Source organism: Streptomyces sp. ISL-10, from assembly GCF_018614575.1.
Classification (GTDB): Bacteria; Actinomycetota; Actinomycetes; order Streptomycetales; family Streptomycetaceae; genus Streptomyces.
Window position 1 is genome coordinate 1 of sequence record NZ_JAGGOJ010000013.1, and the last position, 22,477, is coordinate 22,477.

Genomic DNA, 22,477 nt, shown 5'->3' on the forward strand with positions numbered 1-22,477 from the left:
CTTTTCTGCGTTTCGGGGTCGTTTTTCAGTGGAGGCAATCGGTCGTGCGGCCGGCCGGGCCAAGGTCTGGCCGCACCCGAGCGCGTTGTTGCCTCATTTGACCAGTGGGTTACAGGCGACCGGCGGCCTTCAACGCCAGGTACGCATCCGCCAGTGCAGGCGCGAGCTTGTCGGGTGTCGCGTCGACGACGGTGACTCCGTGCCGCTGAAGCTGCTCCGCTGTGCGTCGCCGCTGGATGCGGGCCTGTGTGCCGGCTGCTGCCTCGTAGACGCCTTCGGGGCTTCCGCGCCTTGTGGTCATCTGCTCGACGTGGGGGTCGGCGACGGACGCGACGAGCACGGTGTGCCGGCGGGTGAGCTGTGGCAGGACCGGCAGCAGTCCCTCCTCGATCGGAGTCGCGTCGAGGCTGGTGAAAAGGACGACGAGTGAGCCGCGCGGTGCGTTCTGCAATGCGGCGGCGCTGAGTCCGCGGGCGTCGGTTTCGATGAGTTCCGGTTCCAGCGGGGCGAAGGCATTGACCATGGCGGGCAGGATGTCCCCGGCGGAGCGGCCTTGGACCTGGGCCCGGACCCGCCGGTCGTAGGCGAGCAGGCCTACGCGGTCGCCGGCACGCGAAGCCAGGGCGCTGAGGAGCAGAGCAGCGTCCATGGCGGCATCGAGGCGCGGTACGTCGCCGACCCTTCCTGCCGAGGTACGGCCCGTGTCCAGGACCACGAGAATGTGTCGGTCCCGCTCCGGGCGCCATGTACGGACGGCGACGGTGGTCCTGCGGGCAGTGGCACGCCAGTCGATCGAGCGGGTGTCGTCACCTGGAACGTAGTCGCGGAGGCTGTCGAACTCCGTGCCCTGTCCGCGGATCAGGGTGCTCGTCCGGCCGTCGAGCTCCCGAAGTCTTGCCAGACGTGAGGGCAGGTGCTTGCGACTGGTGAAGGGTGGCAGGACGCGTACGGTCCAGGGGACGTGGTGGTTGCCCTGACGGGCGGCTAGGCCCAGCGGGCCGTAAGAACGGACGGTGACGCGCTCGGCGTGACGATCGCCTCGTCGGGTGGGGGTGAGCACGGCGGTGACTCGACGGCGTTCCCCTGCGGGCACCTTCAGTCGGTGCCTGGATGCGGCTTGCTCGGTCCCCGCAGCCCAGGTGCTGGGCGGCCAGGCGTCCCGGAGAAGGGCGCGCAGCGGCCGATTGGACGAGTTGGTGACGGTCAGCTCGACCTGTGCCGCGTCACCGAGTCGAACTGATGTATCACCGGTTCGGGTGAAACGGAGCGTTCGCACTGGCGCGGCGAGGGCGTAGTCGCACAGGATTGCGAGTGTCAGAGGCGCATTGACAGCGAGCATTCCCGTCCAGCTTGGGGCGAGGATGCCGACGGGGAGAGAGCCGAGAGTGGCGAGGAGTGCCGTCCGTCCGGTGAGGGCCATGGCGCGCCTCAGCGGGGGACGGGGACGTGGGCGAGGATCGCGGTGATGACGGAGTCAGCAGTGACTCCTTCCATCTCCGCCTCGGGGCGCAGCTGGATCCGATGACGCAGGGTCGGCAGGGCGAGCGCCTTCACATCGTCCGGGATGACGTAGTCCCGTCCTGTGAGCCAGGCCCAGGCGCGGGCGGTGGACAGCAGGGCCGTCGCGCCGCGAGGTGAGGCGCCCAGGGTGAGCGACGGCGACTCGCGGGTGGCGCGGCAGATGTCGACGACATAGCCGGCGATCTCGGCCGACACCGAGACCTTGGCGACGGCGGCCCGGGCCGCCGCCAGGTCGGCGGGGCCGGCTACGGGTCGGATTCCGGCAGCCTCGAGGTCACGAGGGTTGAAGCCCTCGGCATGGCGGGTGAGGACGTCGATCTCGTCCTCGCGGGAGGGGAGGGGGACGGTGAGCTTGAGAAGGAAGCGGTCGAGCTGCGCCTCGGGGAGGGGGTAGGTGCCCTCGTACTCGACGGGGTTCTGCGTTGCGGCGACGAGGAAGGGCTCGGGGAGGGGACGCGGGGTTCCGTCGACCGTGACCTGGCGTTCCTCCATCGCTTCCAGCAGAGAGGACTGCGTCTTGGGAGGGGTCCGGTTGATCTCGTCGGCGAGAAGGAGGTTGGTGAAGACCGGGCCCTGCTGGAAGGAGAACTCGGAGGTGCGGGTGTCGTAGACCAGTGAGCCGGTGACATCACTCGGCATCAGGTCGGGGGTGAACTGGACGCGCTTGGTGTCCAGTTCGAGGGAGGCGGCAAGTGCGCGGACCAGCAGCGTCTTGGCGACTCCGGGAACACCTTCGAGCAGGACATGGCCGCGGCAGAGCAGGGCCACGACGAGCCCGGTGACAGCAGGGTCCTGGCCGACAACGGCCTTGGCGATCTCGTTGCGCAGGGCCTCCAGGGAGGTGCGGGCGCGGTCCGAGTTCTCAGCTGTCTCGGGGGTCGGGGCGCTCATGAGGTGCGTACCTCTCTTTCGAGGGCGTCGAGTTGATCTGCGAGGTGGACAAGAGCGGCGTCGTCGGCGGGGGCAGGGCCGAAGAGCAGGTCGCGGATGTCCCGCCCGATGTCGGGCAGTTGGGCGGACACCGCGGTGGTCAGTGCATCGGGGGAGTGGGCTTCGGCCGGCGGCAGGCCGAGGACCGTGGCGAGGCGGGCCCGGGTGGCAGAGCGCAAGGAGGCGGCAGCGCGGTCGCGGGCGTTGACCTTGCGGTAGAGCCGGGCGCGGCCTTCGGTGGCCTCGGAGGCGCGAATGGCGACGGGAAGCCGTTCAGTCACCAGCGGGCCGAGGCGGCGGGCACGCCAGATGGCGGTGAGCAGGGCAGCGACGGCGAGTTGCAGCGTGCCCCAGAGCCAGCCGGACGGAATCAGGTCGAGGAAGCCGCTTTCCTCTTCCTCGGCCTCTCCGCCGCCGTTCTCTTCGGCGGTGTCGTCGGCGGAGGGGTCACTGAGTGACGGGATGTACCAGACCAGCTCGGGTCGCGACCCGAGGAGTTGGAGAGCGAGGGAGGCATTGCCGTGCTCGTCGAGACGGTCGTTGTAGAGGATGTCCGGGGTGCCGAGCAGGACGGTGTCGCCGCCGGCGGGGGTGTCGACACGGACAAGGGACGGCAGCCCGTCGCTCGGGTAGCAGCTGTCGGCACCCGGGACCTCGGTGCTGTAACGCTCGCCGCCGAGATCGGCGTTGCCCGCCCGGCGTGCGGGCGGGAAGGCGCACTGCGGGGTGCGGGCCGCGACCCGTGCCGGGACGTCGGCACGGACACCGGGGGCCAGGGTGTCGATGGAGGCATCGCCTGCGGCCAGGAGCACCGTTCGCCCGCCGGAGTGCGACGTTGCCGAGCGGAGGGCGTCCTGCTGGGCACTGGTCAGCAGGTCGGGTTCGGTGACGAGAAGAGTGGTGTCGGGGCCGGCGGCTGCGCCTGCCGCGTCGAGCCTGGTGACGACCCGGACGGACACACCCTGGTCCTTCAGGAGCTCGGCGACCGCACGGCTGCCGTACGTGTCAGCGGACCGGGGATCGAGACGGCCGTGCTGGTCACCGGAGCGCATGGCGGCCATGACGATGCCCGCGGCGACGAGCAGGGCGAGGACGACGAGGATGCCGCGGGTGCGCGTCCACACCTGGCGCGCGGTGGGGGACAAGGACGTGGTGGCGGCCCCGGTCATTCGGCGGCTCCTTGGGCGGCCTCGGCCCGCCGGGGCTTGGCACGTTCCAGCTCGACGTCCAGGTCGCTCAGGCGCTCGTACATCCGTTGGTCCGCGGCACGGCCTCCGTATGTGATGTCGTCGAATGCCCTGGCGGCTGCGCGGAGCTCGTCGGCGTGGGAAGGAAGGGAACGGCCGGCTTCAGCCGCGGCCTCGTCTGCGGTGCGCCCCGGGCGGGGGGTGAGAAAGGTTCGCTCCTCCAGGGAGCGGACGATGGCGCGCATTCGCTCCTGGACGGCCTGGTTCCAGCGTCCTGCTGCGGCATGTGCTCCGGCGGTGGTGCGGTGTTGGGCGGCGCTGCGCGGGCCGTCCTCGAAAAGGGAGTCCGTCGCCCTGGGTGTGCGCTGCGGTGTGCCGAGACGCCACCACAGTGCTGCGGCAAGGGCGATGACGACGAGGACGAGCACGACCAGTCCGGCCGTTCCGCCGATGCCCGCGCCGGCGGCGCCCTCGAAGAGGCCGCCGATCCAGTCCCAGAAGCTGTTCAGTGCCCGCTCGAGCAGGTTGGGATCGTTCTCGTGGTACACCGGCTCGGACAGTTCACGTTCCGCCGCCTCGCGGGCGGGGGCACGTGGAATGTCCACCGGTACGTCGTCGCTCGCTCGGATCAGCGGCTCAGCTGCCGTTGCGCCCCCCGCACTCAGCACCGCATCAGCCCCCGGCGGAGTGGTTGCCGCGCGGCTGGTCTCCGTAGCCGGAGATGCCTGCTGCGCGGGCGAGTTCGAGGTCGAGTGCCTCGCGGCGGATGCGCTGGTCGACGTAGAGCAGAGCGGTCACGCCGGCGGAGATCGGGTACGTGACCGAGGAGGCGATCACGGAGCCGATACCGGTGATGATCAGGAAGGCCCAGCCGAACTCGGGTCCGTTTCCACTGAAGAGGTCGCTGAGTCCGACGCCGTCCACGGCGAACGCGATGATCGTGAACGGGATGGCGATGACCATGCTCACCAGGAAGGCCAGCAGGATGGTCAGCAGGCTGATGCCGAAGATGCGCCACCAGGCACCCTGGACCAGTTTGGCGGAGCGCCGCAACGAGGCGATGACGCCTTGGCGTTCGAGTACGAGCGCGGGCGGTGCGAGAGCGAAGCGGACCATCAGCCAGATGACGACCACGATGGCGGCGATGCCGCCGAGGACGGAGAGGAACACTCCGGCTCCGCCGATCAGCACGCCGGGCAGGATGCCCACCGACATGATCAGTGCGCTGCCCACCGGCAGCAGGAGGATCAGGAGGAGCAGGTGGGGCAGCCGGGGCCGGGCCTCTCGCCAGGCCTCTGGGAGGTTCACGGAGCGGCCCAGGACGGAGCGGCTGATCACCACGGTGAGCAGTGCGGTGGTCAGAAGTGTGCCGATGAGCGTGATGAGCAGCGCCGGGCCCATGGCGATCAGGCTGGCCTGCAGAGACTCCACGGACTGCTGCAGCGCCTCCTCGGGGGTCGCGTTGGGGTCGACCTCCGGCGGCTCGGGCAGCAGATAGCGCTCGACGAGGATGCTGACGATCTGGGTGACGACGGAGACGCTGACCGTCACGGCCAGGACGGTGCGCCAGTGGGCGCGCAGCGTCGACACCGCGCCGTCGAGGATCTCCCCGACGCCGAGGGGACGGAGGGGAATCACTCCCGGCTTCGCCGCAGGAGGACGGCCCCAATTGCCGTGTGCTCCGCCGCCGCCCCAGCCGGGGGCGGGCGGAACAGGGCCGGGACCCGTCGGTGCGGACCACTGCCCGGGGGGCGGCTGCACCTGGGACCACTTCGACGAAGCGCCGTCGACGGGCTCGGCGGGTTGCGGCACGCCCGAGCTCTCTCCGTTGGAGGGAGCCGATCCGGGCGATGCCCAGCCCGGAGTGTCGTTCACGGTGGTCCACCTCATGCATTGGTCGCGGGGCCGGCTCGCAGAGTCGGCATGTTCACGGTGCCCGTCCGCCCGGGAGGGCGGCTGTGGCAGCCATCGTGCCACGCGGAAGTCCCCGGTGGGCGGGGGCATCGGTCACCTTCGCACCTTCATTGTGGGATCCTCACCGTGCAGACTGGGCGGATGGCTGATCAGTACGTACAAAACCCGGTCGGAACGGCTCCGCCGAAGCTTCCGGTGCTGCGCTGGGACGAGCCGCCCGAAGGTCCCGTACTGGTGCTTCTCGACCAGACCAGGCTGCCGGTCGAAGAGGTGGAACTGGTCTGCACCGATGTGCCGGCCCTGGTCCGGGCGATCCGGACGCTGGCCGTGCGCGGGGCGCCCCTGCTCGGCATCGCAGGGGCCTACGGTGTGGCCCTTGCGGCAGCGCGGGGCTATGACGTCGAGGAAGCGACGGAGCTGCTCGAGAACGCGCGTCCCACGGCGGTGAACCTGGGGTATGGGGTGCGCCTGGCGGCCGCCGCGTATCGGGCTGCTGTGGACGCGGGGGCGGGCGCGGAGCAGGCGGCGGCCGCGGCGCTCGCATCGGCACGGGAGCTGCACCGCGCGGACGCGGAGGCGAGCCGCCGGATGGCCGAGCACGGATTGAGGCTGCTGGGGGAGCTCCTGCCCGGCGGGGGGCACCGGATCCTGACACACTGCAACAGCGGGGCGCTGGTGTCGGGCGGCGAGGGCACGGCCTTTGCGGTGGTGCTGGCCGCACACCGTGCCGGTGAGCTGCGGAGGCTGTGGGTGGACGAGACAAGGCCGCTTTTGCAGGGTGCCCGGCTCACGGCGTACGAAGCGTCGCGCAACGGCATGCCGTACAGCCTGCTGACGGACAATGCGGCCGGCTCGCTCTTCACAGCGGGGGAGGTGGACGCGGTGCTGATCGGCGCGGACCGGATCGCCGCGGACGGATCGGTCGCCAACAAGGTCGGCAGTTACCCGCTCGCGGTGCTGGCGAAGTACCACCATGTGCCGTTCATCGTCGTGGCGCCGACGACGACGGTGGATCTCGGCACCCCGGACGGTGCCTCGATCGAGGTGGAGCAGCGGCCCGGCAGTGAGGTGACGGAGGTCACATCGCCGCAGGCGGGGGTGGCAGGGGCGGAAGCTGGTGGTGGGGTGTCCGTGGCCCCGCTCGGAACCCAGGCCTACAACCCCGCGTTCGACGTCACGCCGCCCGATCTGATCACGGCCGTCGTCACCGAGGAAGGTGTGTTGTCGCCGGTCACGAGGGCCGGAATAGCAGAGCTGTGTGCCAGGTCACGCCAGGTAACGATTAGCTAATGGGATGATGTCGAATATGAAGGGACGAGTCCTTGTCGTCGATGACGACAACGCGCTGGCCGAGATGCTCGGGATTGTGCTGCGTGGAGAAGGTTTCGAGCCGTCGTTCGTCGCGGACGGTGACAAGGCACTTGCCGCCTTCCGGGAGACCAAGCCGGATCTGGTGCTGCTGGACCTGATGCTGCCCGGTAGGGACGGCATCGAGGTGTGCCGGCTCATCCGTGCGGAGTCCGGTGTGCCGATCGTGATGCTCACGGCCAAGAGCGACACCGTCGATGTGGTGGTGGGCCTCGAGTCCGGGGCCGACGACTACATCGTCAAGCCGTTCAAGCCGAAGGAACTGGTCGCCCGTATCCGGGCGCGGTTGCGGAGGTCGGAGGAACCTGCTCCGGAGCAGCTGACGATCGGCGATCTGGTGATCGACGTGGCGGGTCACTCCGTGAAGCGGGACGGGCAGTCGATAGCGCTGACGCCGCTGGAGTTCGATCTGCTGGTCGCGCTCGCGCGCAAGCCATGGCAGGTGTTCACCCGTGAGGTGCTCCTCGAGCAGGTGTGGGGCTACCGGCATGCCGCGGACACCCGGTTGGTCAATGTCCATGTGCAGCGGCTTCGCTCCAAGGTCGAGAAGGACCCGGAGCGGCCGGAAATCGTGGTGACCGTCCGTGGTGTCGGTTACAAGGCCGGGCCGAGCTGACATGTCCAGTGGCAGCGTTGCTCCGAAGCCCGGGGAGCCGGGAGTCCGTACGGGGCGGGCTGCCGGACCGGGGCGCAAGCCCGCGCGATTCGGCCGCCTGTTCCAGGGGAGTCTGCTGCTCCCGGACGGGGCCGCGTCCGGCGGGCCGGTGCCTCGACTCGTGATGCGCTGGCTGCGCCGTCCGCTGCTGCCCGCTGTCCGGCTGTGGCGACGGAACATCCAGCTCCGGGTCGTGGTGACCACACTGCTGATGTCGCTCGGTGTGGTGCTGCTCCTCGGTTTCGTCGTGATCGGGCAGGTACGCAACGGTCTGCTCGACGCGAAGAGCAAGGCTGCGCAGAGTCAGGCGGCCGGCGGTTTCGCCGTCGCGCGGGAACAGGCCAGCGCACCGGTCGGACCCGTGGGCCCGGACGGTCCGGCGTCGGGCGGCAGGAACGCCAACTCATGGCGGTCCGATCTCGTCGTGCAGCTCGCCAGCGGCGGTCAGGGCTCGTACAACGTGGTCGCTCTGAGCGCCGACTCCGAACGGGACGGCTCAGGCCGCGCGCCGCGTACGTCGGGCCTGGTGGATCCCGCGAGCATTCCGCAGGCATTGCGGGACGCCGTGGGCCAGGGCAGTGGGACGTACGAGACGTACGTCAGCATCCAGTACTGGAACAACGCCCTCGATCCGGAGCCCGGGCTGGTCGTGGGCACGCGGCTGAACGACATCGAGGGGCAGCCGTACGAGCTGTACTACCTGTTCCCGCTGGCCCAGGAGGAGCAGTCGCTCAACCTGGTCCGGGGGACGCTCGCAACAGCCGGGCTGTTCGTCGTGGTGCTCCTCGGCGCCATCGCATGGCTCGTGGTGCGCCAGATCGTCACGCCCGTCCGCATGGCCGCCGGGATCGCCGAGCGGCTCGCCGCCGGGCGGCTCCAGGAGCGTATGAAGGTCACCGGCGAGGACGACATCGCCAGACTGGGTGAGGCCTTCAACAAGATGGCGCAGAACCTCCAGCTGAAGATCCAGCAGCTCGAGGAGCTGTCCCGGATGCAGCGCCGCTTCGTGTCGGACGTGTCGCACGAGCTGCGGACACCACTGACGACGGTGCGGATGGCGGCCGATGTCATCCATGAGGCGCGCAGCGACTTCGATCCCGTGACGGCGCGTTCCGCCGAGCTTCTCGGGGACCAACTGGACCGTTTCGAGTCACTGCTGTCCGACCTGCTGGAGATCAGCCGGTTCGACGCGGGCGCCGCAGCGCTGGAGGCGGAGCCGATAGACCTGCGTGAGGTGGTGCGGCGGGTCATCGGCGGTGCCGAGCCGCTGGCCGAGCGCAAGGGCTCCCGGATACGGGTCGTCGGCGACGAGCAGCCCGTCGTGGCCGAGGCGGACGCCCGTCGTGTGGAGCGCGTGCTGCGCAACCTCGTCGTCAATGCCGTGGAGCACGGCGAGGGCAGGGACGTGGTGGTGCGCATGGCGGCCGCCGGCGGGGCCGTGGCCATCGCCGTGCGGGACTACGGAGTGGGGCTCAAGCCGGGCGAGGCGACCCGCGTGTTCAGCCGGTTCTGGCGCGCCGACCCGGCGCGTGCCCGCACGACGGGCGGGACCGGCCTGGGCCTGTCGATCGCCGTCGAGGACGCCCGTCTTCACGGGGGCTGGCTGCAGGCGTGGGGCGAGCCGGGCGGGGGTTCGCAGTTCAGGCTGACGCTGCCGCGTACGGCGGACGAGCCGCTGCGCGGTTCGCCGATACCGCTCGAGCCCGCGGACTCGCGGCAGAACCGCGAGCGTGCCCGTTCGGGCGACTCGTCGGCGAGCGGGCACCGGCTGACGTCCGTGCCGGTGCAGTCGGGGGCGGACTTCTCGCCGCTGCCCGCGCAGGTGCGCGCCGCGGCACCGCGGGGAGTCGATCCGGCGGCGCTGCCGGGCAGCGGTGCCCGCGTTGTGGCGCGGCCCGCCGGTGAGCGGAGCGACGAGGCCGCAGGACGGATTTCGACGGAGCGGGAGGACACCGGTCGTGGGCGCTGATTCCCGTCGTCAGGGACGCGCGGGTGGGGCGCGTGTGACGGCGCTGCTCGGTGCGAGCGGTGTGCTGCTCGCCGGGTGTGCGTCGATGCCCGACAGCGGCGACGTGCATGCGGTGAAGGCGTCGCAGCGCGGCGACTCGCAGGTGCGGGTGTACGCGGTGCAGCCGCGCAAGGGCGCCACGCCCGACGAGATCGTCACGGGCTTCCTCGAGGCGATGACCAGTGACGACTCGAACTTCGCCACGGCCCGCTCGTACCTCACGCCGGAGACGTCCCAGAAGTGGCGGCCCGAGGCGAGCACGACCGTCCTGGAGGCGGCGCCCGTCCCGGGATCGCCGGTCCTCGGCGGCCGGGACAACCCGGGCATGAACTATCCGCTGTTCGGTCGGCAGATCGCCACGGTCGACGCCCAGCGCGCGTATCAGCCGGTGACGCCGGCGGACTACCGCAGGACCATTCATCTGTCGCAGCAGAGCGGTCCGGACGGCAAGGAGTGGCGGATCGACAGCCTGCCTCCCGGGCTGCTGCTCGGCGCGTCCGACTTCGAGCGCAACTACGTCTCGGTCAACAAGTACTACTTCGCATCCGGCCGGAGCGTCATGGTGGCCGACCCCGTCTACATCCGGCAGCGGCAGGACCCGGTGACCCGGCAGGATCCTGTCACGCAGGCCGTCTCCGCGCTGCTGGAGGGCCCCACGAACTGGCTCAAGCCGGTGGTGGAGTCCAGTTTCCCGACGGGTACGGCGCTGAAGGACGGTACGAGGTCCCTGTCGTTCGACGACGGCAACGGCCTGAAGATCCCGCTCAACGCCAAGGCGTCCGGCGTCGGCAGGACGCAGTGCACGAAGATGGCGGCTCAGATCCTCTTCACGCTCAAGGACCTGTCGTCCGCGCGCGCCGAGCAGGTGGAGCTGCAGCGGTCGGACGGCAGTCAGCTGTGCGTGCTCCCCGCCGGGCAGGCCGAGGAGTACGCCCCGGACCACGGTTCGGGAACGTACGACAACCAGTACTTCGTCGACGAGAAGGACCGCCTCGCGCTGTTGGCGGCCGGCACCAAGGAGGTCGGCGCCCCGCAGAACGTGCCGGGACCGTTCGGCGACGGCACGCTGCCGATGAGCACGGTCGCGGTGGCCCGCGACGAGCGCAGCGCGGCCGCGGTGTCCAAGGACCGAAGCCGGCTGTACGTGGCGTCCATCGCTTCCGGCACGGAGCTGGACGGCCCGATGGTGACCAGCCGTGGCAAGGGGGCCGACAACCGCCTGTCCGCCCCCAGCTGGGACGGCAGGGGTGACCTTTGGGTCGCGGACCGCGACGGGGCCGATCCGGCGCTGATGCGGGTCCCCCGCGGCGAGGAGACCCCTCAGGACGTCAGGATCGTGCCGGGCCTGGACGGTGCCCGGATCGAGGGGGTGAAGGTTTCGGCGGACGGTGTCCGTGTGGCACTGCTGCTGACGAAGGACGGCAGGACGACCCTGAAGATCGGGCGCGTGGAGCGGCACGGCCCGAGCGACGACCTCGCCGTGACCATCACCGAACTGCGTCTCGCGGCCCCCCATTTGGAGACCGTCACCGCGGTCTCCTGGGCGGGGCCCAGCCGACTGGTGGTCGTCGGCAAGGAGTCCGGCGGTGTCCAGCAGGTGCGCTACATCCAGACCGACGGATCGACCTCCCCCAACGCGATCCTGCCCGGCCTGAACCAGGTCAAGGCCGTCGCCGCGTCGGACGACGAGAGCAGTCCGCTCATCGCGTATTCGGAGGAGGACGGCATCGTGCGTCTGCCCGCCGGTGCCAACTGGCAGACGCTGGTCAAGAAGGGGTCCTCGCCCGTCTATCCGGGGTGACTTCCCCGCCCGGTCGGGCCGTTGTGTGCGTGCGTTGTCCACAGGGGTGGTCGCGCGCGGGCGCCGGCGGCACAGTGGTTGCCGTGCGGGGGTGGTGGCGGGAGATCTCCGGTCTGGTGCTGCCGGTGGCCTGTGGAGGCTGCGGGAGGCCGCGTACCGAGCTGTGCGAGCAATGCGCGCTCGCGCTGTACGGCTGGGCCGCGCGGCGGGCGAGACCCGTGCCGGAGCCCGAGGGCCTGCCCGTGGTGCATGCCGCCGCCGCGTACAGCGACGCCGTACGGGCTCTGCTGCTGGCGCACAAGGAGCGCGGTGCCATGGGCTTGGCGCGTCCGCTAGGCCGGGCACTCGCCGGGGCGGTGCGGGCGTCCGCCCCGGCCCGGGGCGCAGGACTTGGCCCCGTGCTGCTGGTGCCGGTTCCGTCCGCGCGCAGGGCGGTGCGGGCACGGGGACATGATCCGTTGCGCCGGATCGCGCTGGCGGCGGCGGGAGAGCTGCGGCGTACGGGACGCCCGGCGCAGGTGCTGCCGGTACTGCGCCAGCACCGCCAGGTGGCCGACCAGGCGGGCCTCACCGCCCGGGAGAGGCTCGTGAACCTCTCCGCGGCACTGCGGCTGCGGCCGGGGGCGGAGAGCTTGCTGAAGGGCGGTACAGCAGTGCTGGTGGACGACCTCATGACGACCGGTGCTTCGTTGGTGGAGGCGGCGCGGGCACTGAGTGCCGTGCAGGAGGGTGACCGCGGTGGATCCGAACGGCCGAACGCAGCGGTCGTCGCCGTTCCGGCGCTGTCTTTCCGATAAACCGGAACTGAGGAGAAACTTGCATCGTTGCAGCTAGTGAGAGGGCAAAAGCGCCTGATCGGAGGTACCTTCGGGTAGCAGGTGCCGACAACCGTCCAATCGAGCTATGTTCGGTTGTGAGGAATGGCGATGCCCGAACCTCACCGAGTGCGCTGCCGAATTCTCGGCTGGGGATTCGGTACAGGGGCACCCTCGAAAATGGGTGGGGTGGGGATCTTGTCGACTGGGGAGGAGGAGGTGAAAGTCGCCAAGTCCGAGGCCCCGGTGATCACCGGAGCCTGGTGCAAGAGGGAGATGCTCCGCGGCCGGTGAGCCGGCGGAGTGATCCGGGAACGGAGTTCTGCGTGGACATCGTCGTCAAGGGCCGCAAGACCGAGGTGCCCGAGCGGTTCCGCAAGCACGTGGCCGAGAAGCTGAAGCTGGAGAAGATCCAGAAGCTCGACGGCAAGGTGATCAGCCTCGACGTCGAGGTGTCCAAGGAGCACAACCCGCGGCAGGCAGACCGTTCCGACCGCGTGGAGATCACGCTCCGCTCGCGCGGGCCGGTGATCCGGGCGGAGGCAGCTGCCGCCGACCCCTACGCAGCGCTCGACCTTGCCACCGGAAAGCTGGAGGCACGGCTTCGCAAGCAGCACGACAAGCGCCACACCCGGCGCGGCACCGGCCGGCTGTCGGCAGCAGAGGTGGCAGACGTGGTGCCCGGCGTCGCCGAGTGGAACGCCAATGGAAAGTCTCTTGTCGAAGAGGCGACGGAATCGATTCCCACCACCAGGATCGGATCGCTCGAAGTACAGGGCGAGGGGCCGCTGGTGGTCCGCGAGAAGCTGCACACGGCAGCGCCGATGACGCTCGACCAGGCTCTCTACGAGATGGAGCTGGTCGGCCACGACTTCTATCTTTTCGTCGACTCCGAGACGAAGCAGCCCAGTGTCGTCTACCGGCGGCACGCCTACGACTACGGCGTCATCCGCCTGGAGACCGACCCACTGGCCGGGTCCGAGGCAGGCGGAGCCGGGGGTGCGCTGGGCGGCTGACCCCGGCGCGGACTGAGCCCCGTCAGCGGAAGTGGTGCCCCTGGAGCGCCGTGTGCGCCCCCAGGGGCACCACCGTGCGACCGCAGGATCACCGCTCTGTCGTCCGGGCATGAAAGCATGGCGTGGCAAGCCCAACCGATGTGCGTCGCACTGATGTTGGCAGACCAGACATGATCTTCGGGCCACGGCCTTCAGGGGGAGGAACGATGGCGGACAGCTTCGGGCCGGTGCACAGCGAAGCGGGCGGCCACCCCGCAGTCGTCGACACCGAGGCGGAGAAGACGGCCGACTGCCGCACGGCGGAGCCGATCCGGGTCCTCGTGGTGGACGACCACGCGCTCTTCCGTCGAGGGCTGGAGATCGTCCTCAAGCAGGAGGAGGACATCCAGGTCGTGGGCGAGGCCGGTGATGGGGCCGAGGCGGTGGACAAGGCCGCGGACCTGCTCCCCGACATCGTGCTGATGGACGTGCGGATGCCCAGGCGCGGGGGCATCGAGGCCTGCACCTCCATCAAGGAGGTGGCCCCCAGCGCCAAGATCATCATGTTGACGATCAGCGACGAGGAGGCCGACCTCTACGAGGCGATCAAGGCGGGCGCCACGGGCTATCTCCTCAAGGAGATCTCCACGGACGAGGTCGCGACGGCCATCCGCGCGGTCGCCGACGGGCAGTCGCAGATCAGCCCGTCGATGGCCTCGAAGCTGCTCACCGAGTTCAAGTCGATGATCCAGCGCACCGACGAGCGCAGGCTCGTGCCCGCGCCCCGGCTGACCGACCGGGAGCTGGAGGTGCTCAAGCTCGTCGCCACGGGGATGAACAACCGTGACATCGCCAAGGAGTTGTTCATCTCCGAGAACACCGTGAAGAACCACGTCCGCAACATCCTGGAGAAGCTGCAGCTCCACTCCCGGATGGAGGCCGTGGTCTACGCGATGCGGGAGAAGATCCTCGAGATCCGCTGACGGGCGGGCACTCACGCGGGCCCTCGGCCGGGCAGCCGGTCGGGATCCAGGGGCCACTCAGCGGGCGCCGAACGGGACCCGTGCGCCCCGGGGCGTCAGCCCAGCGCCCTGACCAGGTCCGCGGTGAGCTCGGGACGGTCGATCCGCTCGACGCGCACGGAGTCGCAGCCCACCCACTCCGCGGCCTCCCGCAGGGCCTGCGCCATCGGGGCGACGGCCCTGGGGCCGTCCAGGGACACCTGGCGGGCCACGAGTGTCCGGCCCTCGCGCGCCGGATCGACACGGCCGAGAAGCCGCCCGCCCGCAAGCAGGGGCATCGCAACCGCGACCACCGCGTCGAACTGCTCGCCCTTGAGACGGTGGTAGTCCGCGATGTCCGCGCGCGTGCCCACACCCAGCGCCTGCCCGGCCAGCCGTACGAGACGGCGCAGGCACTCGGTGTCATCCAGGTCGTCGTGCAGGACGGCGTCCGGGATCGCCCGCTCGGCGAGGTCGTACACCCGCTTCCAGCTGCGCCGCTCGGTGCACACCACTTCCCCGTGCATCAGCGCGCGCTCGACGGCGACCTTGGAGGCGGACCAGTCCCACCACTCGCCGCCGTTCTTCGCGCCGCCCAACTCGGTCGCGGTGAGCGGGCCTTCGGCCCGCAGCTGCTTGATCACCGTGTCGTACGCACCGTCGGGCAGGTCGTGGGACCAGTGCGGGCGGGAGCGGTAGGCGCGGCGGCGGAAGGCGAAGTGCGGCCATTCCTCGACGGGGAGGATGCAGGCGGCGTGCGACCAGTACTCGAAGCTGTGGCCCTGCGTCCAGTACGCCTCCTCGACGGTCCTGCGGCCCACGCCGCCCAGTCGCGCGTACGGAATGAGCTCGTGGGAGCGCGCCAGCACCGAGATCGTGTCCAGCTGCACGGCGCCGAGGTGGCGCAGCACGCCGCGGACGCCGCCGCGCCGGTCCGGGGCGCCGAGGAGTCCCTGGGCGCGCAGCGCGATGCGGCGCGCGTCGTCGGCGGAGAGGTCGAGGGCGGGGGGCGGCATGGTCATGATGGGCACCCTAGAGGCCGCCACTGACAACCGGTCCTGGCCTCGGTTCAGGCATGCGGCCGGCCCGCAGGTCAGGCCGCAGGTCAGCGCCGGGCGGGCAGATAGGGCTGCGGGCTCGTGAGCCCGATGTCGGAGGGAAGGAGTGAGCCGACCCATACGTCCCGGAGCGTGCCCTTGTTGAGCAGCGCGGCGCGCAGCTCACCCTCCATACGGAATCCGGCCTTCTCGGCGACCGCGCGGGAGCCCTCGTTGCCCACCTCGGCCCGCCATTCCAGCCGGGTGGCGCCGAGCCGCATGAACGCCCAGTGCGATACGGCGGCGACGGACTCTGCCATCACCCCGCGCCCCCGGTGCTCCTTGCCGGTCCAGAAGCCGATCTCCCACGTGCCCGAGAAGGTACGCAGAGTGACCGCGACGGACGCCATGAGCGGCCCCCCTGCGCGCGGCAGCACGGCGAAGGTGCACATGGTGCTGTTGCGCCAGCCGTCCGGGACCATGTGCTCGGTGAATTCGACGGCGTGATGGCGTTCGTACGGCGACGGAACCGTCGTCCACCGCTGGATGTCCGCGTCCTGGCAGGACTGGTAGACGGCGTCGGTGTCCTCGGCCGTGAACGTACGCAGCAGCAGGCGCTCGGTGGTGAGTGTGATCGGCTCCATGCCGGGATTGTGGTCATGCCAGCCGCCCGATGCGAGCACTTTTGGCGGCTTCCCGGCACCTTCGGCCCTTCCCGTGCGTTCTCCTGTATGGCGGACGGCAGGCCCGCGTGACGATGGACCTCCCGGCGCGGCGGTGTCCTCGCTTACGATGGCCGATGCGGTGGGGACCACCTGCCGTGCCCGCGCCAGTGTCCGTCACACGACCCAGTGCCAGGCCCGACCGGCAAGGAGACCAACCTCAGTGTCCGTCTTCAACAAGCTCATGCGTGCAGGCGAAGGCAAGATCCTGCGCAAACTGCACCGCATCGCGGACCAGGTCAACTCCATCGAAGAGGACTTCGTCAACCTCTCCGACGCCGAGTTGCGGGCGCTCACCGAGGAGTACAAGGAGCGCCACGCCGACGGTGAGAGCCTGGACGACCTGCTTCCCGAGGCGTTCGCCACCGTCCGCGAGGCCGCGAAGCGCGTTCTCGGCCAGCGCCATTACGACGTGCAGCTGATGGGCGGCGCCGCCCTTCACCTCGGATACGTCGCCGAGATGAAGACCGGTGAGGGCAAGACCCTCGTCGGCACCCTGCCCGCGTATCTGAACGCGCTGTCCGGCAAGGGCGTGCACCTGATCACGGTCAACGACTACCTCGCCGAGCGCGACTCGGAGCTGATGGGCCGGGTGCACAAGTTCCTCGGCCTGACCGTCGGCTGCATCCTGGCGAACATGACGCCCGCCCAGCGCCGCGAGCAGTACAACTGCGACATCACGTACGGCACGAACAACGAGTTCGGTTTCGACTATCTGCGCGACAACATGGCGTGGTCCAAGGACGAGCTGGTTCAGCGCGGCCACAACTTCGCCTGTGTCGACGAGGTCGACTCGATCCTCGTCGACGAGGCGCGCACGCCGCTGATCATCTCCGGTCCCGCCGACCAGGCCACCAAGTGGTACGGGGACTTCGCCAAGCTTGTGACCCGTCTCACCAAGGGCGAGGCGGGCAACCCGCTCAAGGGCATCGAGGAGACCGGCGACTACGAGGTCGACGAGAAGAAGCGCACCGTCGCCATCCACGAGGCGGGTGTCGCCAAGGTCGAGGACTGGCTGGGCATCGACAACCTCTACGAGTCGGTCAACACACCCCTCGTCGGCTACCTGAACAACGCCATCAAGGCCAAGGAGCTGTTCAAGAAGGACAAGGACTACGTCGTCATCGACGGCGAAGTCATGATCGTCGACGAGCACACCGGCCGTATCCTCGCCGGCCGCCGCTACAACGAGGGCATGCACCAGGCGATCGAGGCGAAGGAAGGGGTGGACATCAAGGACGAGAACCAGACGCTCGCCACGATCACCCTGCAGAACTTCTTCCGCCTCTACGACAAGCTCTCCGGCATGACCGGCACGGCCATGACCGAGGCCGCCGAGTTCCACCAGATCTACAAGCTCGGCGTCGTGCCGATCCCGACCAACAAGCCGATGGTCCGCATGGACCAGTCGGACCTGATCTACCGGACAGAGGTCGCCAAGTTCGCGGCCGTCGTGGACGACATCGCGGAGAAGCACGAGAAGGGGCAGCCGATCCTCGTCGGCACCACCTCGGTCGAGAAGTCCGAGTACCTCTCGCAGCAGCTGAACAAGCGCGGCATCCAGCACGAGGTGCTCAACGCCAAGCAGCACGACCGTGAGGCGACGATCGTCGCCCAGGCCGGCCGCCGCGGCGCGGTCACCGTCGCCACGAACATGGCCGGCCGCGGTACGGACATCAAGCTCGGCGGCAACCCCGACGACCTCGCGGAGGCGGAGCTGCGCCAGCGCGGTCTCGACCCGGTCGAGCACGTCGAGGAGTGGGCGGCGGCGCTGCCCGCCGCGCTGGAGCGCGCCGAGGCGGCCGTGAAGGCGGAGCACGACGAGGTCACGGAGCTCGGCGGGCTGTATGTGCTGGGCACCGAGCGGCACGAGTCGCGCCGTATCGACAACCAGCTGCGCGGTCGTTCCGGTCGTCAGGGCGACCCGGGCGAGTCCCGCTTCTACCTGTCGCTGGGCGACGACCTGATGCGTCTGTTCAAGGCCCAGATGGTCGAGCGCGTCATGGCGATGGCGAACGTCCCCGACGACGTCCCGATCGAGAACAAGATGGTGACCCGGGCGATCGCCTCCGCGCAGTCCCAGGTGGAGCAGCAGAACTTCGAGACGCGTAAGAACGTCCTCAAGTACGACGAGGTGCTCAACCGCCAGCGCGAGGTCATCTACGGCGAGCGCCGGCGCGTCCTGGAGGGCGAGGACCTGCACGAGCAGGTGCGCCACTTCATGGACGACACCATCGACGCCTACATCCAGGCCGAGACCGTCGAGGGCTTTGCCGAGGAGTGGGACCTCGACCGGCTGTGGGGCGCGTTCAAGCAGCTCTACCCCGTGAAGATCACGGTCGAGGAGCTGGAGGACGCGGCGGGCGACCGGGCCGGTATCACCGCCGAGTTCATCGCCGAGTCGATCAAGGAAGACATCCACGCGCAGTACGACGAGCGCGAGAAGCAGCTCGGCTCGGAGATCATGCGTGAGCTGGAGCGGCGCGTCGTGCTGTCCGTGCTGGACCGCAAGTGGCGCGAGCACCTCTACGAGATGGACTACCTCCAGGAGGGCATCGGCCTGCGCGCGATGGCGCAGAAGGACCCGCTGGTCGAGTACCAGCGCGAGGGCTTCGACATGTTCACCGCCATGATGGAGGGCATCAAGGAGGAGTCCGTCGGCTACCTGTTCAACCTGGAGGTCCAGGTCGAGCAGCAGGTCGAGGAGGTCCCGGTGCAGGACGCCGCGGAGAAGCCCTCGCTGGCAAAGGAGGAGGCGATCCCGGCGGGCGCCGGGCGCCCGGAGATCCGCGCGAAGGGCCTGGAGGCCCCGCAGCGTCCGGACCGGCTGCACTTCTCGGCGCCCACGGTGGACGGCGAGGGCGGCATCGTCGAGGGCGACTTCGAGAACGACGGCGGACAGGCGCGGTCGGAGACGGACGGCATGACGCGCGCGGAGCGGCGCAAGGCGGCGAAGAGCGGCGGTCGCCGCCGCAAGAAGTAAGGGCATGGGACAACGCGGCCGGGGCCGGACACCGAGGGTGGTGTCCGGCCCCGGCCGCGTTGCCGTGCGCGTGGGGGCCGGTGGGCCTTCGGGGCCGTGCATGGGCGGCAATGGACGCCCTGGCCCGGTGGTGGCACGCCCTCCGCCTGGCCAGGGCGCACCCTGCGGAGCGCGGTGTCTGCCGTGCGGGCGTCCCTGGCCGGGGCGCGCCCGCGCGTGGTGTCACCTGAAGCCGCCAGAGGGGGGGTGGGACGCCTCGTTGGCCCACACAAGTCTGGCGGGCTTCCAGGGCGGGTACGGGGCCTCCGCAGGAGCTGTGGAGCCATGGGCGGGCTTCCTGCCCTCCTGCGTGCCGTCGCCGGCGACATGGCGTTCAGCCGGCCGCCTCCCGCTCAGCCGCTCAGCCGCTCAGGGTGCGAGCGTCCACGCTCGTTCCTGCGGCCTGTGCCGACCGCCAGGCGGCACGCGCCTTCCGGGCTTCATCCCATGAGGCTGGGAGCCCCCGTGCCGCGAGGCCGGTCTGATTTCCGCGCGGGCGTGGCCTGTCTGGCTGAGCGTGCTTGGCAGGCCCCGATGCTCGGCAGAACCTGCGGGATGGCGTCCAGCGGCCCCGTACCGGGCCGGCACGCGGCCAGCGCCAGCCCTGCAGCCCCGCCGTACAGCGGTGCCCGCACCGGCCCACGAGCCACCCAACACCGCAGTGCAGCCCCGATGCGGCAGCCTTGTGGCGCGGGACGGCGGGCGCGTGCCTGATGGCCCTGCCCCCGCATGCGGACCCCGCCGAGGTGGTGCCCGTGCTCGCCACCTCCGGCTCATGCGCCGCTGTCCACCGGGTTGCGCTCGCCGCCCAGTTCCACCGCCGCGCAGCGCCAGCGGTGGTCGGAGCCCTGTTCGAGGCGGAACGCCATCGCGCTGACCCGGTCGCCCGAGCCGATGCGGGCGAACGCCTCGATCACGCCCGGGCCCGGGTGGAACTCGCCGCAGTGGCGGACGACCGGCATCACCCGGTCCGCCGGGCGCAGCGGTGCTCCAGGGGCCAGCCGGATCAGTTGTTCGTACGCTTCGCCGATCGTGTGCCCGAGCATCCAGTGCACCGGGCGCTGGCCGCTCAGCACCGCGAGGAGGCGGTCGGCGAACCAGTAGTGCGGTTTGTGCTGCCTGCCCCGTGCGCGGGCCAGTGCCGTGGCCGCCGCCGCGGCGGGCCTTCGCTGGTCGCGTCGGCCTGCGGGCCGGGTCCTGTCCATGCAGATCGCCCCCGATGTGCCTGTCCCGGCTCCGTACCGGGAAGTAGCTTCGACGGGGAACTTCTACGGCGCGGGTCCACCGGCTGCAACAGCCCCAGTCGTCCGCGGACGCCCCGGCGGGAATCACCTATCCGGGTGACCCGGCCCTGGCCGCGACTGGGTGCACAAGGCCTCCGCGGGGACCGAAGTGGACGGTCCGAGAGGGGGCAGGCGCACGCTCGAAGGGGTACGCCGCACGTATCCTGAGGGCGCATTTCCGACTACGAAAGCGGCCAGCCATGCGCGTCTACGTCCCCCTGACCCTTCCCGGTCTCGCAGAGGCGCACAGGACAGGTCAGCTGGGTCCCGGCCCGCTGTCCGCGTACGCCGTCACCCCGGGACTGCGCGAGTGGTACGTCTCGGACGACATCGAGGAGCTGGAGTACGCCGCGCTCAGCCGCGCCGCCGCCGCATCTCTGCGCCTGCTGGCAGGCGCTCCGTCCGCGGCCCGGCGCCGGGTCGTCGTCGCCGTCGACGTACGGGACCAGGACGCGGTGGCCGACCCCGACAGCGTGCTCGACGCGAGCGCGCTCGGTGAGGTCCGCATCGGCGCCGCGGTGCCGATGTCCAAGGCCGCGGCCGTCCATGTCGACGCCGACGACGCAGTGGCGGACGTGACCGCGGCGGTGGACGCGCTCGGGGCCGCCGATCACGGCGACGACGACGCCCGCTTCACGGTCGACGGCGCCGAGGACCACGAGCTGCTCTGGTACGGAGTGCAGGAGATCCCGAACATCGTCGGCTGAGCACACGGGGCAGGGGCCGGGCAGCGTTGTCCTACCCGGCCGGTACCGTTTGTCGGCATGGGGATCTCGGGGAACCACAGCGCCCACCTGGTGTGGGACTGGAATGGCACACTGCTCGACGACATCGGCGCCGTCATCGACGCGACCAATGCCGCCTTCGCGGAGATCGGCCTCGAGCAGATCACGCTCGAGCGCTACCGCGAGCTGTACTGCGTGCCGGTCCCGCGCTTCTACGAGCGGCTGATGGGCCGGCTGCCCACGGACGACGAGTGGCTCGTCATGGACGCCGCCTTCCACAAGCACTACTGGGCGAGGGCCGACGCGTGCAGCCTCGCGGCGGGCGCGGCCGAGCTGCTCGTACGGCGGCAGGAGTCCGGGCTGACGCAGTCGTTGCTGTCGCTGGCACCCCATGAGCATCTGATACCGATCGTGCGACGGCACGGCATCGAGGAGCGGTTCGTCCGGGTGGACGGGCGGCTCGGCGCCTCGGCCACGGGCAAGGCGGAGCACATGGTGCGCCACCTGTCCGCGCTGGAGGGCGTTGCGCCCGACCGGGTCGTGGTCATCGGTGACGCGGCGGACGACGCCGTGGCGGCCGGCCACGTCGGGGCGAAGGCCGTGCTGTACACCGGCGGATCGCACAGCAGGGGGAGTCTGGAGAAGGCGGGGGCGCCGGTGGTGGACTCACTGGAGGAGGCCGTGGCCGTGGCGGAGGAGCTCGTCTCGGCGGCATAGCCGCCCGGCCGGCCGGGCGGCGGGCCGGGCAGCCTTCAGGGGCTCCGGTCAGTCCCGGACCAGGGGCGCCTTCTCGCGCAGCACCTTGAGGAAGGCGCGCATCCACGCCGCGTGGTCCGGCCAGGCCCGCGAGGAGACGAGGGTGCCGTCGACGACGGCCTCCGCGTCCTTGAACGACGCTCCGGCCGCCTGCATGTCCAGCTCCAGAGCCGGGTAGGCGGTCACCCGGCGGCCCTCCAGGCCGCCGATCGCCGCCGTGAGCAAGGGGCCGTGACAGATCTGCGCCACGGGCTTGTCCGCGTCGAAGAAGGCCTTGAGAATCTTGCGCAGCTCGGCATCGTTGCGCAGATACTCCGGGGCGCGCCCGCCGGGGACGACGACGGCGGCGTACGCCCCGGCGTCCACCTCGGAGAAGGCCAGGTCGGCGGGCCAGGTGTAGCCCGGCTTCTCGGTGTACGTGTCGAAGCCCGGCTCGAAGTCGTGCACGACGAACTGGAGCTTTTTCCGGGTGGGTGCCGCGATGTGCACCTCGTACCCTTCCTCCAGCAGCCGCTGGTAGGGATAGAGGACTTCCAGCGATTCGGCGGCGTCCCCGGTGACGATGAGGATCTTCGTGGTCATGGCTGCTCCCGGTGAGTGGTTGCCAGAAGGGCCTGTGTCGCTGTCCAGAGTGTCAAACTTCGGGGCACTCTTTTGTACACATACGGCTCATGACGGTTCGGGGGTCAGGGGCGATAGCCTGGGGGCGTGATCAGCGCGATACGCCGTGGGGGCAG

19 protein-coding genes are annotated in these 22,477 nt (G+C 70.3%); 10 read left to right on the forward strand and 9 right to left on the reverse strand.

Annotated elements, in window-relative coordinates:
* Positions 1-109 precede the first annotated feature (109 nt).
* From J7E88_RS16660 to J7E88_RS16680, 5 genes are read right to left on the reverse strand one after another with little or no spacing between them, the layout of a single operon-like run.
* Positions 110-1,420 carry a DUF58 domain-containing protein gene (locus J7E88_RS16660; RefSeq protein WP_215181754.1) on the reverse strand — a complete coding sequence of 437 codons (1,311 nt, stop codon included), beginning with the start codon at positions 1,418-1,420 and terminating at the stop codon, positions 110-112.
* An 8-nt stretch (positions 1,421-1,428) separates the two neighbouring features.
* Entirely contained in the window at positions 1,429-2,412 is a 984-nt protein-coding gene (locus tag J7E88_RS16665; protein ID WP_215181756.1) for a MoxR family ATPase, read from the reverse strand.
* Complete coding sequence (locus tag J7E88_RS16670; protein ID WP_215181758.1) at positions 2,409-3,620, reverse strand: DUF4350 domain-containing protein; 1,212 nt, start codon at positions 3,618-3,620, stop codon at positions 2,409-2,411. The genes J7E88_RS16665 and J7E88_RS16670 overlap by 4 nt, the downstream gene beginning before the upstream one ends.
* Positions 3,617-4,306 (reverse strand): DUF4129 domain-containing protein, encoded by a 690-nt coding sequence (locus tag J7E88_RS16675; RefSeq protein ID WP_215181759.1) that lies wholly within the window; start codon positions 4,304-4,306, stop codon positions 3,617-3,619. Before J7E88_RS16675 ends, J7E88_RS16670 begins: the two co-directional genes overlap by 4 nt.
* A 4-nt stretch (positions 4,307-4,310) precedes the next feature.
* On the reverse strand, positions 4,311-5,513 hold the full coding sequence (locus J7E88_RS16680; protein WP_215181761.1) for a glycerophosphoryl diester phosphodiesterase membrane domain-containing protein: 1,203 nt from the start codon (positions 5,511-5,513) through the stop codon (positions 4,311-4,313).
* Positions 5,514-5,693: 180 nt separating this feature from the next.
* Between J7E88_RS16680 and mtnA the strand changes: the two genes are divergently transcribed.
* From mtnA to J7E88_RS16715, 7 genes are all read left to right on the forward strand, one after another.
* The gene (gene mtnA, locus J7E88_RS16685; RefSeq protein ID WP_215181763.1) at positions 5,694-6,842 is read left to right on the forward strand and encodes an S-methyl-5-thioribose-1-phosphate isomerase; all 1,149 of its coding nucleotides are present in this window, start codon (positions 5,694-5,696) and stop codon (positions 6,840-6,842) included.
* A 4-nt stretch (positions 6,843-6,846) separates the two neighbouring features.
* Positions 6,847-7,536, forward strand: coding sequence for a two-component system response regulator MtrA (gene mtrA / locus J7E88_RS16690; protein ID WP_215181765.1), 690 nt, complete (start codon positions 6,847-6,849; stop codon positions 7,534-7,536).
* Between the two features lies 1 nt (position 7,537).
* Positions 7,538-9,544 carry an MtrAB system histidine kinase MtrB gene (mtrB, locus tag J7E88_RS16695; protein ID WP_215181767.1) on the forward strand — a complete coding sequence of 669 codons (2,007 nt, stop codon included), beginning with the start codon at positions 7,538-7,540 and terminating at the stop codon, positions 9,542-9,544.
* Positions 9,534-11,384 (forward strand): LpqB family beta-propeller domain-containing protein, encoded by a 1,851-nt coding sequence (locus J7E88_RS16700; protein WP_374196288.1) that lies wholly within the window; start codon positions 9,534-9,536, stop codon positions 11,382-11,384. The genes mtrB and J7E88_RS16700 overlap by 11 nt, the downstream gene beginning before the upstream one ends.
* Before the next feature lie 83 nt (positions 11,385-11,467).
* On the forward strand, positions 11,468-12,181 hold the full coding sequence (locus J7E88_RS16705; protein WP_215181769.1) for a ComF family protein: 714 nt from the start codon (positions 11,468-11,470) through the stop codon (positions 12,179-12,181).
* Between the two features lie 344 nt (positions 12,182-12,525).
* Complete coding sequence (gene hpf / locus J7E88_RS16710) at positions 12,526-13,215, forward strand: ribosome hibernation-promoting factor, HPF/YfiA family (RefSeq protein WP_215181771.1); 690 nt, start codon at positions 12,526-12,528, stop codon at positions 13,213-13,215.
* Positions 13,216-13,421: 206 nt separating this feature from the next.
* Entirely contained in the window at positions 13,422-14,177 is a 756-nt protein-coding gene (locus J7E88_RS16715) for a response regulator transcription factor (protein ID WP_215181773.1), read from the forward strand.
* 95 nt (positions 14,178-14,272) lie between these two features.
* Here J7E88_RS16715 and J7E88_RS16720 read toward each other — a convergent pair whose 3' ends face one another.
* Positions 14,273-15,211 (reverse strand): DNA glycosylase AlkZ-like family protein, encoded by a 939-nt coding sequence (locus J7E88_RS16720; RefSeq protein ID WP_215182157.1) that lies wholly within the window; start codon positions 15,209-15,211, stop codon positions 14,273-14,275.
* An 89-nt stretch (positions 15,212-15,300) separates the two neighbouring features.
* The gene (locus J7E88_RS16725; RefSeq protein ID WP_215181774.1) at positions 15,301-15,876 is read right to left on the reverse strand and encodes a GNAT family N-acetyltransferase; all 576 of its coding nucleotides are present in this window, start codon (positions 15,874-15,876) and stop codon (positions 15,301-15,303) included.
* Positions 15,877-16,117: 241 nt separating this feature from the next.
* Between J7E88_RS16725 and secA the strand changes: the two genes are divergently transcribed.
* Positions 16,118-18,937, forward strand: coding sequence for a preprotein translocase subunit SecA (secA, locus tag J7E88_RS16730; RefSeq protein ID WP_215181776.1), 2,820 nt, complete (start codon positions 16,118-16,120; stop codon positions 18,935-18,937).
* An 812-nt stretch (positions 18,938-19,749) separates the two neighbouring features.
* Here the strand turns inward: secA and J7E88_RS16735 are convergent.
* On the reverse strand, positions 19,750-20,181 hold the full coding sequence (locus J7E88_RS16735) for an Rv3235 family protein (protein WP_215181778.1): 432 nt from the start codon (positions 20,179-20,181) through the stop codon (positions 19,750-19,752).
* Positions 20,182-20,459: 278 nt separating this feature from the next.
* Here J7E88_RS16735 and J7E88_RS16740 point away from each other — a divergent pair, with 278 nt between their 5' ends.
* Both J7E88_RS16740 and J7E88_RS16745 read left to right on the forward strand, forming a co-directional pair.
* A complete protein-coding gene (locus tag J7E88_RS16740; protein ID WP_215181780.1) occupies positions 20,460-20,966 on the forward strand; it encodes a hypothetical protein in 507 nt (168 codons plus the stop codon).
* Between the two features lie 57 nt (positions 20,967-21,023).
* Positions 21,024-21,701: an HAD family hydrolase gene (locus tag J7E88_RS16745; RefSeq protein WP_215181782.1), complete on the forward strand. Its 678-nt coding sequence runs from the start codon at positions 21,024-21,026 to the stop codon at positions 21,699-21,701.
* A gap of 48 nt (positions 21,702-21,749) precedes the next feature.
* On the opposite strand, the gene J7E88_RS16750 is transcribed toward J7E88_RS16745, so the two are convergent.
* On the reverse strand, positions 21,750-22,322 hold the full coding sequence (locus J7E88_RS16750; protein ID WP_215181784.1) for a DJ-1/PfpI family protein: 573 nt from the start codon (positions 22,320-22,322) through the stop codon (positions 21,750-21,752).
* Between the last annotated feature and the right edge of the window lie 155 nt (positions 22,323-22,477).

Coding starts and splice junctions, on each gene's coding strand:
- J7E88_RS16660 (WP_215181754.1), bottom strand. CDS start 1,420: ATGGCCCTCACCGGACGGACGGCACTCCTCGCCACTCTCGGCTCTCTC.
- J7E88_RS16665 (WP_215181756.1), bottom strand. CDS start 2,412: ATGAGCGCCCCGACCCCCGAGACAGCTGAGAACTCGGACCGCGCCCGC.
- J7E88_RS16670 (WP_215181758.1), bottom strand. CDS start 3,620: ATGACCGGGGCCGCCACCACGTCCTTGTCCCCCACCGCGCGCCAGGTG.
- mtnA (WP_215181763.1), top strand. CDS start 5,694: ATGGCTGATCAGTACGTACAAAACCCGGTCGGAACGGCTCCGCCGAAG.
- mtrA (WP_215181765.1), top strand. CDS start 6,847: ATGATGTCGAATATGAAGGGACGAGTCCTTGTCGTCGATGACGACAAC.
- mtrB (WP_215181767.1), top strand. CDS start 7,538: ATGTCCAGTGGCAGCGTTGCTCCGAAGCCCGGGGAGCCGGGAGTCCGT.
- J7E88_RS16715 (WP_215181773.1), top strand. CDS start 13,422: ATGGCGGACAGCTTCGGGCCGGTGCACAGCGAAGCGGGCGGCCACCCC.
- J7E88_RS16720 (WP_215182157.1), bottom strand. CDS start 15,211: ATGCCGCCCCCCGCCCTCGACCTCTCCGCCGACGACGCGCGCCGCATC.
- J7E88_RS16725 (WP_215181774.1), bottom strand. CDS start 15,876: ATGGAGCCGATCACACTCACCACCGAGCGCCTGCTGCTGCGTACGTTC.
- J7E88_RS16735 (WP_215181778.1), bottom strand. CDS start 20,181: ATGGACAGGACCCGGCCCGCAGGCCGACGCGACCAGCGAAGGCCCGCC.
- J7E88_RS16740 (WP_215181780.1), top strand. CDS start 20,460: ATGCGCGTCTACGTCCCCCTGACCCTTCCCGGTCTCGCAGAGGCGCAC.
- J7E88_RS16745 (WP_215181782.1), top strand. CDS start 21,024: ATGGGGATCTCGGGGAACCACAGCGCCCACCTGGTGTGGGACTGGAAT.
- J7E88_RS16750 (WP_215181784.1), bottom strand. CDS start 22,322: ATGACCACGAAGATCCTCATCGTCACCGGGGACGCCGCCGAATCGCTG.